This is a genomic window from Coxiella-like endosymbiont, from assembly GCF_002871095.1.
Taxonomy (GTDB): Bacteria; Pseudomonadota; Gammaproteobacteria; order Coxiellales; family Coxiellaceae; genus Coxiella.
The window spans coordinates 13,111-27,340 of sequence record NZ_NSHJ01000138.1 but is presented as its reverse complement, the minus strand read 5'-3'; the positions used below and the strand labels follow the sequence as shown (position 1 = coordinate 27,340).

The window sequence follows — 14,230 nt, the reverse complement described above, 5'->3', positions numbered from 1 at the left end:
CTAGTTAGCATAGAATAATAAGCTAGCTTGGTATTGGCTATATTGCTTTTTGATCCCATTAAAAACATTTTTTGGCTACGCGATCAGAAGTATAAATAATTTTCCGGTATTTCATTCGATTTTTATGATTAAGATGTTTGTAGTTATAAACTTAATTAGAAATTTATCATTCGATATGAGATCCATTAGTATTTTTTACATAGATGTTTATAGTTTAATTTTAATCTACTTTATAACTCTTTACTTTGTAGCCCTAGACTTTAAAAAAGAATTTATTTTAAGAAAATTTTAGAAAAATGCTATATGGATAGAAGAATAATTTAAAAATGAGAGTATCCTGAAATTTTATAGGCACGTTGGTTATTTTTTTTCTTACAACTGCATTTTCTCTTAAAACTTATTTTAAACAAACTACTAATTGGTTTTAATTGCAAGTACTTATGCTTAATTAACGACAACGAAATATTAGATTTTTTTTTGGAATACTTCCTCATAAAGAAGGCTATTTTTATATCGACTAAGAATAGGATCATTTTGATTATTCCCCTTTTTTTTGAGGGTCTATTAAACTAAGAGTCAGGAGTTCTTTGCTGGGTTCAATGAATCTCCCATTAAGATCAAAAAATTTTGATTCCTGATTGCAGCTTTTTAAACAGAGGACTTGTTTAAAGTGATGATATTTTACTCTGTTATGGTTTTTCAAAAAAAATAACATAGATTTTAGAAAACACTTATGATTCTTGAGACTACTAGATGTACCTGTTCATTGGTGATGGAATGAGCTCATTTCGTCATAGATTACTTAATAATCAGTCCACCTATATAAAAAAAGTATTTTTGAGTGATAGTTAGTTAGTATAGGATATTTTATATTTTAAAACTGTAATAATATTATAAAATTATTTTTTTTCTGAAAGAGGAATATTATCAATCAATCGAATATTGCCAATCTGAATTCCTGCAAACCGCCGCCCTTCATAGTCTTCAATGTAATCAACACCTATTCCTTCTTGAATTAATGCTTTTTTAATTTGATCACAGGAAAGGGATGAGGAGTGAAAAATTTTAGAAAAGTATCTTGCTAGTTGAACTTGTTCTTTGGTTAAACGATTATTCCGTGAGCTTAAAGGTAAGCCAAATTCAGTGCGAATAGTCTCACATCCTACAACTTCAGTCTCTAGAAAGAAGGCTGCAACTAGCCCTTTTATGAGCTGTAATTGCTGGTAATCTTTTTCACCGAAGTAAGTACGACTTGGTTTTACTAGTAGTAATAATTTCATTACAATTGTTAACACTCCATCAAAATGACCTGGACGAAACATAGCTTCTTGATGTCCTGGAGTAGTGTTAATTATTTTATAAGTAAAATTATCAGGATATAGGTCCTCATAAGAGGGTATTAACATGTAATCAACGCCATAGTTTGTGGCTAATAAAATGTCTTGGTCTACTGAGCGAGGATAATTTTTAAAATCATTGTACTCATTAAATTGAGTGGGATTAACAAACAAACTTAAAATGCTTAACTCATTTTCCTGTTTTGATCGTTTTAATAAGCTTGCATGTCCAGCGTGGAGATTTCCCATAGTTGGTACAAAACCGATAGTATTTTTTAGTAAAGTTTTTCTGATTGATACCCACTGAGTTATTCTGTTAATTATTTTAAGCATCAGTTATATTTTCTTAGATCAGTTAAGTTTTCTTATTTTTTAAATAGCAGTGTTCTTTAAGATATATTCTTAATAGCAATGTTCTTCAATATTAGGAAAAGTAGAGGCTTTTACTTCTTGATTGAAATCATTTAATGCATCTTTAATGAGCTTAAAGCCATCTAAGAATGTTTTTAAATATTTAGGTTTAAATTGATTATTCATACCCAATAAATCCTGTAAAACAAGAACTTGACCTGAAGTATAAGGGCCTGCTCCAATACCAATTGTTGGAATGGCAATAGAATTTGTTATTTCTTTGGCTAAATTACTAGGTATACATTCCAATACAACAGTAAAACAGCCGGCATTTACTAATGCTTCAGCATCCTTTTTTAATTTATCAGCTGCGGATTGATTTTTCCCCTGAACTTTAAAACCACTCGTAGAATGAATGGATTGGGGGGTCAGACCTAGGTGCCCCATAACTGGAATTCCTGATTCTACCACATGGCGGATTAATTTTAAATTGCCGTCGGCACCTTCTAGTTTAATAGCGTTGGCTCCTGCTTGTATCAGTTTTTCTATACTTCTCATACTAGTATTTAAATCTTTACGATAAGAGCAAAAAGGCATATCTCCAATAAGAAATTTATTAGAGGCACCTTTCACTACAGCTTGGATATGTTGGGTCATTATGCCTACAGTTGCTGGGATAGTGGTTGAATGACCATACATGACCATAGCGAGACTGTCTCCTACTAAAATACAGTCGATTTGGGTTTGTGAAATAATATATGCGGACCAATAATCGTAGCAGGTTACCATACTAATTTTTTTATTTTTTTCTTTCATGCATTGAAAATCATGTATATTCATTAGTGTTACTCGACAATTAAAAGAATAGGGAAAGAAAATAAGTAAATTAAGTGATTATTTAAAGGTACTAAATGTACTTGTTGCATTGAATTCACTCTTTGTTAAATTTTTAAAAAGAATAAACTTAAGAGGGAACAAACGCAAGAGCATGAGCAAATTTTATAAGTTTTTAGTGATAATGATCTGCGTTTTAAGCAATAACAAAGAATTAAGGTAGAAAACGGTGAAACAAGTCTAATGATTGAAAAAATAACTAACCAAAAAGAATTTTATCTCTTCCGAGAGGTTATAAATAAGATGTTAAGAAGATATGAAAATGAAATCACATCATATACTAATATCATATGATTATATAGATTAGTAAATAGATTATATAAATTATATATATGCTATCTGAGTATAAATCATTAGCTAAATCATTAGCTATAGACTGGATTTGAATTAAATTTCTCGAAGTGATCGCTATTTCAATATTTGAAAATATATATAAAACTCAAATTAGCATGGTAATCAATATTTTATGGTTTTTCGTTTTTATCTATCATACTGTGCCTCCTATAAAAAAGCAAAAATAAAATAGTCTTTAAAATAGTTTTACTAAGAAAGTTTAATGTAATACACTAAAATAGGAATTGATTTTGTATTGGATTGCATAAGAAAAGGTAATAAAATATTAGTGCTTACGTATCTATCAAGTAGATTATCAGATTTAGTTGGTTGACCCAAACCAACTACATTCACATAAACCAAAATATATAAGTCAACCCAAACTTACATTTAAATAGAAACTTACATTTAAATAGAGTAACTATATCCGAAAAAGGAATAGGCAATCGTGTCCATGATAAGTTAATTTTATCCACTTCAGTTCAGTATTTTAGTTTAATGCAGAACTAACAGGAGCTCTAATTAATGTCACTTGAAAAAGACAAGATTAAGTAATAAGCAGCAGATAATAGAAGCAATCAGCAAGAGAATAATAATGTGCTTAGAAAATTTTAGTTTCTACTGTTAATTCTATACTAGATTGTAATGGCACCTATAATTTAATTAAGGAAAGATAATCTCACCCAAGAAAACACATGCATAATTTTATTTTATCTCAGCGGAGTAAATTTTACATTAGAGGTAAAATTTTAGGTATGAAAATTCACTTTAAGAAGGATGAGAGTTATAATCCTAATTTTAAAAATAGTCATTAACATAATAGATTAATGTGGACTAAATAAGGAACACTGGTGATATACAAACAACAAACAATATAAGAAAACAATTAAATTATTACATTAAGGGAAGTGACCCTAAATAGCCTTTAGGTGGGTAATAGCATTTTGTTTACTTTAGGGATGGATGGCTCTCCTTTCTATGAGTCTTTGGAAAAAGACTGCTTCTCTTTGTCAAAAGAGGTTACACTTCTTCAATTGATAGGGTTGTGTGCAGTATAAAATCCAGGTAATCTAAGTTAATTACTACAAAACTTATACTCATTCCATGGCTCTTAAGACATTTATACTACTCCCTCCTCCTATGGAAAAGATAGTAGACAATTTTAAAAACATACAAAGATATGATGATTACTATGTATAAGGATAAGAGGCTTTTTCCGCCTATTAACGATAATAAAATGAGTGTGTTATATAGGGAGAGAGGGGGGGGGTCACTTTTGTGATTAAAGTCTAAACATCTAAATAGATTCATTCAAAGATTCAATCATTATATTAATTTAGATAAAATTATTATATTCTATTAATTTATTAATTTTAGATAAGAAATATTTTTAATAAACTAAAAAATTATTTTAATTTTATTGTACATCTTTTTTGAAAGATTACTATAAAAATTATATACTGATTGTACTCGGGTAATCAATTAAAAAATGAGAAAGAGAATAAAATAATATGAATATAGTAGGTGATCGTGACCTTACAGATTCTCCTTGTATTGGTATTTGCAGTGCGACAGCCCTTGGTGACGAAATTTGTATTGGCTGTGGGCGTACTTTCGAAGAAGTTTGTCGATGGAATTTTTTATCTGACGATGAAAAAGTTACAATCAATCTTCGATTAGCTCAAAATAGAGAAAAGCTACAGTCTTTCTAAAAATGCAAAATGTTAGAAATCAGTACGTTATTAGAAAAACTTAATGACCTCCAGGCTCGTCAGCAAGCTTTTTGGGGGTATCTTTGACCTTGACCTCAAAAAAAAACGATTATTAGACATTCAGTGTGAATTGAAACATCCAGCTTTTTGGGGAAATCCTGAGAGAGCTCAATCTTTAAACCGTGAACGATTTAAATTAGACGCTGTAATTCGACGATGTGAGGAAATTAAACAAGAAATCAATGATGCTGTTGAGTTAATTAATCTTTTTATAGAAGAACCAAGTATTGATTTGCGTCAAGAATTAAATAATGAAGTCGAACGTTTACAAAAAAAAATTGGAGAGATAGAATTTCAAGAGATGTTTTCTGGAGAAATGGACTGCAGAAATGCCTATTTAGATATTCAAGCGGGATCAGGAGGAACGGAAGCTCAGGATTGGGCAGCAATGCTTTTGCGTATGTATTTGCGCTGGGGGGATAAACATAGATTCACTAGTAGATTAATGGAAGTTTCTCCGGCGGAAGTGGCTGGAATTAAAAGTGCTACTGTGGAGTTCCAAGGAGAATATGTTTACGGATGGTTACGTACGGAAACTGGAGTCCATCGTTTGGTTCGGAAATCACCTTTTGATTCAGGTAATCGTCGGCATACATCTTTCGCTTCTGTATTTGTTTCTCCACAAATAGAAGAAGATATTCATATTAAAATTAATCCCATTGAATTGCGAATTGATACCTACCGTGCTAGCGGTGCTGGTGGTCAGCACGTAAATCGAACAGACTCAGCGGTACGTATTACTCATATGCCAAGTGGTATTGTGGTCCAATGTCAAAATGATCGATCACAACACAAGAATAAAGCTCAAGCAATGAAACAACTCCGAGCTAAGCTTTATGAATTAGAAATGCTTAAGCAGAGTGAAAAACAAGCTGCTCTTGAAGCTTCTAAGTCAGATATTAGTTGGGGTAGCCAAATTCGTTCTTATATTTTAGATGCTTCACGGGTAAAAGATTTACGAACTGGAGTGGAAACAAGTAATATTCAGGCTGTTTTAGATGGAGATATCGATTTATTTATTAGAGTTTCTTTGAAACAAACAAAATAATCCTGCCATTGGATTCCTAATTCTTCCCAACTACGTTATGATAATCACTTTTAATAAGTAATATCATGAGATGGAATTAAAAGAACAGATTAAAGAAGAAAATGAGCAAATTGCACAGCGCAAGTTAAAGCTTGCGAAATTGCGTGCAATGGGTCAGGCTTATCCCAATGATTTTAAACGTGACCATTTAGCATCTGATTTACATGCCGCTTATGATCAACATACAGAGCAATTTTTAGAGTACAAAGCTATTTCTGTTAAAATAGCGGGACGTATGATGACTCGTCGAGTTATGGGAAAGGCCGGTTTTGCTCATATTCAGGATATGACGGGGCGAATACAAATTTATGTTACCCAAGATCATTTGCCAGAAGGAGTTTATTCAAAATTTAAAAATTGGGATCTTGGAGATATTATTGGGATTGAAGGTAAAATTTTTAAAACAAAAACCGGGGAATTATCTGTTAAAGCTAAAGAAATTCAATTATTAACTAAAGCACTACGCCCTATTCCAAATAAATTTCATGGGCTACATGATCAAGAACAACGTTTGCGTCAGCGCTATCTTGATTTAATTGTTAATGAAACATCGCGTCATTTATTTCAAATGCGCTCACAAATTGTGATGTACATTCGTCATTTTCTAGATAATCGTGGTTTTATAGAAGTTGAAACTCCTATGATGCATCCTATAGCAGGAGGTGCAGCTGCTCGCCCTTTTGAAACCCACCATAATGCGATGAATATGAATTTATATTTGCGTATTGCTCCTGAATTATATTTGAAGCAATTGGTAATTGGTGGTTTTGAACAGGTTTATGAAATAAATCGTAATTTTCGTAATGAAGGTATTTCAACTGGGCATAATCCGGAATTTACTATGCTAGAATTTTATCAGGCTTATGCGACTTATCAAGAAATGATGCTACTTACTGAAGAGATGATTCGGTATTTAGCTGAAAAAATTTTTGGCCGATTACAAATGACTTATCAAGGTGTAGAGATTGATCTAAGCAAACCTTTTTTGCGTCTTTCTTTAGGTGAAGCAATCTTAAAATTTAATCCTGAAATAAAGAGTGACCAGATTGATAATCTTAATAAAGCACGTGCCTTATCTAATCAATACGATATTGCCGTTCCAAGACATTATGGTTTAGGAAAAATTCAAACAGAATTATTTGAAAAACTTGTTGAAAAAAAATTGCAACAACCTATTTTTATTACTTCTTTTCCTAAAGAAGTATCACCATTATCACGGAGTAATGAAATTAACGATTTTGTTACGGATCGTTTTGAATTTTATATTGGAGGTCGAGAAATTGCGAATGGGTTTTCTGAACTCAATGATCCAGAAGATCAAGCAGCTCGTTTTCGTGAACAATTAAAGGCTCGTGATGCAGGTGATTTAGAAGCGATGGACTTTGATGAAGATTACATTAGGGCGCTGGAATATGGCCTTCCTCCTACGGGAGGTGAGGGTATTGGTATTGACCGATTAGTAATGCTTTTTACTGATAGTCCTTCTATCCGAGAGGTAATTTTATTTCCGCTATTGCGGACTAAAAATGCAAGTAAAAATTAATTGTAATATGACTTAAGCCTCTAAATATACATTATTATAATATTACCTCAAATACCTGCTATTTACAGAGATTCCTCATAGACCCTTGCTTCCGAATAATATAGTTACACTATGTCGAAATTAGATCTAAAAATTACAATGATTTAATTTTTTACATACTTGATGTTAATTTTCTACATACTTGATGTATACTTTAAAGGTGAGGCTTCTTTTAGTTTTTAATTTTCTACTTTTGTTGGGATAGCAGTAACATTTTTCAATAAAACTTGATTTAAAAAAACGTTTTTATTAATACCATCATCCAGAATAACAGCTAGTAATTTGTATTCTTTATTTTTTTTTAAGGCTACTTCAATAATCATCCCTACGTCTTGTTTTTTTTGATTTTTTAATTTATCTCCTGGTGTCGGTAAACTTTGAGATATAACATCGGCACGATAAAGATGACGTTTTAGTTTTCCTAGGTAGTGGGTGCGTGCAATGATTTCTTGACCAATATAGCATCCTTTAGTAAAGCTAAGAGCTCCCCAAATTTGTAAATTTATCATTTGCGGAATTAAGCTCATTGTGGTTTGGGGATAAATCCAGGCTAATCCGACCTCGATATTTAAGGCGCGCCAAGTATTTTCTTTAATTTCTCTGATTTCGATTTCGACGGGAGGTTTAATTGTCGTTGTGAAATCATCGATAACTGCTAATTTAACTTTCGAAAAAACAGCATATTTCTTTAAATGATTGAGGGTAAAAGAAATCATGGATTTTGGCAGTAAAAAATAATAATTTTCTTTTTGGCGGAAAATATAAAAATTTGCAATAATTCGACCTTTTGGGTCACAACAAGCGCCCAGTGATCCATGAGTTTCAGTAATTTTATGCACATCACAGGTAAGTTGACCTTGTAAAAAGGTGGTAGCATTTGCACCGTTGATAGCTATCACTGTGAAATGCTTAAGCGGAATAGTGTAAATTGGCATAAATACTATTAAATAGTCTAACATTTCTTGCATTTTAACTCAAAATCATTATTATGCCAGCTCACCATTGAGCAAAGGTTAACCAGAATGAAAAGTCCAGGCATAGCTAATTCATCTACCTGTTGGCCACCATCCGTTCAAGGTACTCCTCGTATCGCTTTCGCATGGCTTATGTGGGGTGCAACGGCCTTATTTGTATTATTTCAGTTTTTTTTACAGTTATCTTCAGGGGAGATTGTTAACGGCTTGATGAAAAGTTTTTCCTTGAGCGCCTTTGGCGGAGGTATTTTAGCCAGCAGTTACTATTATATTTACGTGATGTTACAAACACCCGCAGGATTGTTGATCGATCGTTTTGGACCACGACGGTTGCTTTCATTAGGGGCATTGATTTGTGCATTTGGCTGTTTATTATTTGGTTCTGCTCATCTCTTAATTTGGGCCATAATTGGTCGTCTTTTAATGGGTTTTGGTGCGGCTTTTGCTTTTGTTGGATCTTTAAATGTGATTGCAAAATGGTTTCCGCCTAAACGATTTGTGCTCATGGCAGCCGTAGCTGAAACAATTGGTATGAGTGGAACACTTGTGGGAGGTTTTTTTTTAGCAGATTTCGTTCAATGCATGGGTTGGCGTTACTCGATGATTGGAGCTGCAGCTATTGTATTTATCATTGCTGGGCTTGTTTGGATGATTGTCCGTGACGCGCCTCCTGACCAAATTTCACTTTCTTCTAAAAAGAGTTTTCAGAGTGTGAGACAAGATTTTTATTTACTCATTAAAAAACCTAAAATATGGTTAAATGGTCTTTATTCTGGGTTGATGTTTTCCATCATTACGGTATTTGTTGCTCTTTGGGCTATTCCCTACATGCAATTAGCGCATCATTTGAGTCTTGTTATGGCTAGTGTCGTATGCAATATGGTTTTTATTGGAGTAGTATTGGCAGGTCCTCTGCTGGGCTGGTTAGATAGTCGTATTACGGATCGTCGATGGCTTCTCTTGAGTTGTTCTTTAGTGTCAGCAGGATTAATAGGAGTTATTATTTATGTACCGCAATTACCTTTACCGATGGTAATGAGTGTTATGATGTTATTAGGCATGTTTGCCAGTGGTTATGTACTTACGTTTGGTATTGCTAATGAAATTGTCCCACGTCACATGCGTGGGACAAGTTTAGGTTTAGTTAATGCATTATCTGTAGGCTTTGCTCCTTTATTGCAACCGATTATCGGTCTTGTTTTGCATCTTACAGCACGTTCTGTAACAAATGTTGGTGAATATTATTCAATCCATAATTATCAAGAAGCATTAACTTTAATTCCACTGTTAATTTTAATTGCAGGAATTTTAACAAAATGGATGCCAGTTAGAGAAAAAGATAATTTTTTAAAAAAAAGTGATAAATTTTACTTTTAAAAATAAAACTCTCTTTATTCTGAAAGAGCTAACGTTTAATTTCTCTAAAAAAGAATTTTTATTAGTGTTTGCTCCATGTATAGCGTCGCTGTGACCATCCATCCATGCCACTGCTAGCGATAATTTGATGGCAAACAGGGGAGAATCTAGAAAAAGTAATAAGGGAGATTAGCTTTTTACGATAGGCATTTAATCCCCACAAAATTTTGTTTTGTTTTAAATAGTGAAGCTTAATTCTACATAACTTCAGATTGTTTCTACGAGGATTATTCGTAATCCTTATAATACCCTTATTCTTGAAAGGGTGTAATATTCAAACTAAAAGGAATTTCAAAAGAAAATTCAGGATTAGTAAAATAACACAGAACTTGTTCGATTGTTTTTTTAGCGATGATGGTTTTCGGTTTAATCATTAGCTCACTATCATTCAGGTACTTGATATTTAATAAGTAGTTGTCTGAAGTGTAGATACCAATTTTCCCGATTGGTGTTGAGATGGTGGTTTGATCCATTAAAATGGTATTCACACGATATTATAATAAAAAATTATATTTTTTCTTTAATTCTTGCTTTACGGCCTTGTAAATTGCGCAAATAATAAAGTTTTGCGCGGCGTACATCGCCTCGACGTTTTACATGAATCGAAGCGATCAGGGGGCTATAAAGTTGGAAAACCCGTTCAACACCTTCACCATGAGAAACTTTGCGAACAGTAAAAGATGAATTTAACCCACGGTTACGACGAGCAATTACTACACCTTCAAAAGCTTGCAGTCGTTCACGATCACCTTCTTTTACTTTCACTTGTACTACAATACTGTCTCCTACATAAAAAGTAGGAATTTTTTTATTTTGAATTTGTTCTTGCTCTAGGGTGTGGATAATCTTATTCATGATGACTCCTTAATAAATTCGTTCAGTAATCCTTCCTCATCTTTACTTAAGATATGTCTTTTTATCAGATCTTGACGTCTTTTCCAAGACCTACCAAGTGATTGCTTGAGTCGCCAACGAGCTATTGCGGCATGATTACCACTGAGTAAGACTTCAGGGACAGGCCGGTTAGCAATTTTTGCTGGACGTGTATATTGGGGATAATCTAATAGTCCGAAGGTAAATGAGTCTTGAGAAGCAGAATCTTGATGTCCTAAGGCTCCTGGTACAAGGCGGGTTATGGAATCAACGAAGATCATAGCTGCCAATTCTCCTCCACTAATAATATAATCTCCAATTGACCATTCTTCATCTACTTCAGCTTCGATTAAACGTTCGTCTACACCCTCATAACGACCTGTGAGCAGAATTATAGATCTTGAATTTAAATCTTGTGCTTTTTGCTTTATGACTTCCTGATTAAGTAATTGGCCTTGTGGAGAAAGGTAAATGACTGTGCTGTTTTCCCCTAATTTTACTTTGGCTGCCTTTATAGTGGTAGCTAAAGGTTCAAATTTCATGACCATGCCTGGTCCTCCGCCGTAAGGTCGATCATCCACAGTACAATGAATATTTGTGCTATAGTTACGTGGATTCCAAAAGTGAAGAGTTAAAAGATTCTGTTTAAGAGCGCGTCCGATGACACCATATTTAAGTGCTTCAAACATCTTTGGGAAAAGAGTAATCACACCAATGGTGAGTGGTTTCCTAAAAGTGAGCATCCCAATCTACTACTATAATTTTGTTTTCTATATCCACAGATTTAACAACATGTGAAAGATATGGAATTAATCGTTCATGGCCTTGGTTGGATGTTATCAGTACATCATTAGAGCCCGTTTCAAGCAGAAATTTCACATTTCCTAATGTGACTCCTTCTGTAGTAACTATTTGCATTCCTATTAAATCGGCCCAGTAATAATTATTTTCTTCTAGAGGAGTAAGTGTATTTCGTTCTACAGCAATTAAATCATTTGTGTATTGTTTAGCAGTTTCAGGATTATCAAGCCCTTCTAATTTTACAACTAAAAATGCACCTTGAATTCGCCCACTACGGAGAGAAAAGAGTTGCCATTCATCGTGGTGTTGAATGAACCAGTTTCTATAAATTAATAAATTTTTGATAGGATCTGTAAAAGAAATGACTTTTATACAGCCCTGAACAGCGTAGGGCTGTGCTAAACGACCCATAATGATTTTTTTGTTTTTCATGTTGAGAGGAGAATATGAATAGAGAGGCCTATGTTTTTTTTCAATGATGATTTAAAAGCCTTAACTTCTTCTTTGCTGTATCCTTCTTATGGCCATTTTAGCTTATGCCATTGTAGTTTTTTGAGATTCTTCGGATTGCTCTGCTTGGGTCTGTTTAAGCTCGCTTTTAGGTGGGCCACCTTTTTGAGCTTTTTCGGGGAATGTTTCAAGCTGTTTGAGTAGGTATTTTACTCGTAAAGATGCTGCAGCACCTTGACCTAGCCAGTAGGTAATGCGGTCTTTTTGGACCCGTAATTGTACATCATGTCCTCGTGCTATGGGGTTATAATAACCCACTCGTTCGATAAACCGACCGTCACGCGGCATACGTTTATTAGCTACCACGATGTGGTAGAATGGTTTTTTTTTATTTCCCCCTCGAGCAAGACGAATGACTACCATTTAAGTACCTATATTGGTTGAAAGGAAATTATTTTATATAAAATTGCTAACAAGATGCAAGAGTAGATGACAATTTAAAAAGTTACTTGTGCCTACTTTACTATCTGCTTTCTCTCCTTATGCTAAATCACTTAAAATTACTAACTCAAGTATTTAGTTACTTAGAAACTCTTATTTTATTAAACCAGTCAGGGGGAAGTTTATTGAGTAGGTCACCAGGTAGTTGGCCTTGCATTTCTTTAAAATACTTCAATATTGTATGGTCTTTCATGCGTTTCATTATTTTTTGCATTTGAGTGAATTGTTTGAGAAGTTTGTTAACATCTTGCAACGTACTTCCTGAACCTGCTGAAATACGCTGTTTGCGTGAGCCATTGATCAAAATAGGAAAGCGTCGTTCTTTAGGTGTCATCGACTGAATAATAGCTTGCATTTTAACTAATAATTTATCATCTATGAAAGCACCAGACATTCCTCCTTTAGGTAATTCTTTCATCCCCGGTAATTTTGACAGAAGGGATTGAATTCCACCAATTTTTTTTATTTGATGAAGTTGCATCAAAAAATCGTAAAGATCGAATGGCTTACCTTTTTTAAGTTTTTTAGCAATTTTTTCAGCGTGCTTTTGGTCAACTTTACGTTTTGCTTCCTCTACCAGGCTGATGATATCTCCCATCCCTAAGATACGAGAAGCTATGCGATCAGGATGAAAAGGTTCTAAGGCTTCAATTTTTTCACCAACACCCACAAATTTAATGGGTTTTTGAGTGATCATTCGCATAGAGAGTGCTGCACCTCCTCGAGCATCACCGTCAGCTTTTGTTAAAATTACCCCTGTCAATGGTAGGACTTCATTGAATGATTTTGCTACATTTACTGCATCTTGACCCATCATGCTGTCGACTACGAGTAAAAGTTCTGTTGGATTAACAGTGTTGGTAATGGCTTGCATCTCTTCCATTAATTTCTTATCTACATGGAGACGACCAGCTGTATCAATCAATAAAATATCGATACATTGTTTAGTAGCTTGAATTAAAGCTCTTTTGGCAATATCAGTGGGTTTTTGAGTGGTTTCTGAGGGAAAAAAATGTGCGTTAATTTGTCCTGATAAGGTTTCTAATTGTTTTATTGCTGCAAAGCGATAAACGTCAGCTGAAACCACCATTACTGATTTTTTTTTTATTTCTTGAAGCCATCGTGCCAATTTAATGACAGTGGTAGTTTTCCCAGAGCCTTGTAGGCCGGTCATCACAATAATGACAGGGGAGTTAACATTTAAATTAATTTCTGCCTGTTCATTGCCGAGTATATGAATTAATTCATCCAGGACAACTTTGACTAATGCCTCACCAGGCCGCACGTTACCAATCACTTCTTGACCGAGCGCTTTTCTATATACTTGATCAATAAGGTTCTTGACAACAAGTTGGGCAACGTCTGCTTCTAGTAAGGCAGTGCTAATGTCTTCAAGGGTAGATTGGATGTTTTTTTTGGTGAGACGTCCCAACCCCCTGAGTTTATTGATAGTAATGTTTAAATTGTCAGTAAGAGTATTAAACATGAAGGTGAGTGTATCATTAATGGTATACTTAATTCTATATTAATAGAAGTATTATTTTAATATCGGTAATTTTGAGTCTTATATTACCAGGTTGTTTGCTAATTAAAGCAGCAAGAAAACTTGATACTTACATTTATAGTTTATAGTTCTTTTAATTGTTACTTTGGGTATATTCATGGTTTCGGGGTTTTAAGCTGTATTGTTGGCTCTCTAAGAACGATTGTTGTGTCACCTATTGAGAGTATACTCTTTAAAAAAATTATCTCTCCTTTGAAAGAAATCACCATGGAAAAATAGTTTTTTATAATATTAATATTATTATTAGTAAGATTTTTATTTTTAATTATTTAAGTAGAGTTTAATATTTACTCTT

Annotated in this window: 13 protein-coding genes; 4 read left to right on the top strand and 9 right to left on the bottom strand. The window is 33.7% G+C overall.

Annotation, left to right across the window (positions count from 1 at the left end):
* Positions 1–899 precede the first annotated feature (899 nt).
* Positions 900–1,670, bottom strand: coding sequence for a pantoate--beta-alanine ligase (gene panC, locus CLERM_RS03245; RefSeq protein WP_102157158.1), 771 nt, complete (start codon positions 1,668–1,670; stop codon positions 900–902).
* A 69-nt stretch (positions 1,671–1,739) separates the two neighbouring features.
* Complete coding sequence (gene panB / locus CLERM_RS03240) at positions 1,740–2,528, bottom strand: 3-methyl-2-oxobutanoate hydroxymethyltransferase (RefSeq protein WP_102157157.1); 789 nt, start codon at positions 2,526–2,528, stop codon at positions 1,740–1,742.
* Positions 2,529–4,426: 1,898 nt separating this feature from the next.
* Between panB and CLERM_RS03235 the strand changes: the two genes are divergently transcribed.
* From CLERM_RS03235 to lysS, 3 genes are all read left to right on the top strand, one after another.
* Entirely contained in the window at positions 4,427–4,627 is a 201-nt protein-coding gene (locus CLERM_RS03235) for a DUF1289 domain-containing protein (protein ID WP_102157156.1), read from the top strand.
* 9 nt (positions 4,628–4,636) lie between these two features.
* Positions 4,637–5,735 (top strand): peptide chain release factor 2 gene (gene prfB / locus CLERM_RS03230; protein ID WP_179946438.1). Its coding sequence is split into 2 segments (ribosomal slippage): positions 4,637–4,711 and positions 4,713–5,735, totalling 1,098 coding nucleotides; the frame shifts between segments, so codons are not numbered across the junction.
* A gap of 70 nt (positions 5,736–5,805) precedes the next feature.
* Positions 5,806–7,317: a lysine--tRNA ligase gene (gene lysS, locus CLERM_RS03225; RefSeq protein WP_102157154.1), complete on the top strand. Its 1,512-nt coding sequence runs from the start codon at positions 5,806–5,808 to the stop codon at positions 7,315–7,317.
* A gap of 218 nt (positions 7,318–7,535) precedes the next feature.
* On the opposite strand, the gene ygfZ is transcribed toward lysS, so the two are convergent.
* The gene (gene ygfZ, locus CLERM_RS03220; RefSeq protein WP_241538090.1) at positions 7,536–8,315 is read right to left on the bottom strand and encodes a CAF17-like 4Fe-4S cluster assembly/insertion protein YgfZ; all 780 of its coding nucleotides are present in this window, start codon (positions 8,313–8,315) and stop codon (positions 7,536–7,538) included.
* Between the two features lie 63 nt (positions 8,316–8,378).
* Between ygfZ and CLERM_RS03215 the strand changes: the two genes are divergently transcribed.
* Entirely contained in the window at positions 8,379–9,707 is a 1,329-nt protein-coding gene (locus CLERM_RS03215; RefSeq protein WP_102157153.1) for an MFS transporter, read from the top strand.
* Between the two features lie 290 nt (positions 9,708–9,997).
* Here the strand turns inward: CLERM_RS03215 and CLERM_RS04120 are convergent, their stop codons facing one another.
* From CLERM_RS04120 to ffh, 6 genes are all read right to left on the bottom strand, one after another.
* Positions 9,998–10,120, bottom strand: coding sequence for a hypothetical protein (locus CLERM_RS04120; RefSeq protein ID WP_256385313.1), 123 nt, complete (start codon positions 10,118–10,120; stop codon positions 9,998–10,000).
* 133 nt (positions 10,121–10,253) lie between these two features.
* On the bottom strand, positions 10,254–10,601 hold the full coding sequence (gene rplS, locus CLERM_RS03210) for a 50S ribosomal protein L19 (protein WP_102157152.1): 348 nt from the start codon (positions 10,599–10,601) through the stop codon (positions 10,254–10,256).
* A complete protein-coding gene (gene trmD, locus CLERM_RS03205; RefSeq protein ID WP_102157151.1) occupies positions 10,598–11,362 on the bottom strand; it encodes a tRNA (guanosine(37)-N1)-methyltransferase TrmD in 765 nt (254 codons plus the stop codon). The genes rplS and trmD overlap by 4 nt, the downstream gene beginning before the upstream one ends.
* Positions 11,349–11,852, bottom strand: coding sequence for a ribosome maturation factor RimM (rimM, locus tag CLERM_RS03200; protein WP_102157150.1), 504 nt, complete (start codon positions 11,850–11,852; stop codon positions 11,349–11,351). Before rimM ends, trmD begins: the two co-directional genes overlap by 14 nt.
* Positions 11,853–11,954: 102 nt before the next feature.
* Positions 11,955–12,293, bottom strand: a complete 339-nt coding sequence (gene rpsP, locus CLERM_RS03195; protein WP_102157149.1) for a 30S ribosomal protein S16 — start codon at positions 12,291–12,293, stop codon at positions 11,955–11,957.
* 157 nt (positions 12,294–12,450) lie between these two features.
* Positions 12,451–13,857, bottom strand: a complete 1,407-nt coding sequence (gene ffh / locus CLERM_RS03190; protein ID WP_102157148.1) for a signal recognition particle protein — start codon at positions 13,855–13,857, stop codon at positions 12,451–12,453.
* Between the last annotated feature and the right edge of the window lie 373 nt (positions 13,858–14,230).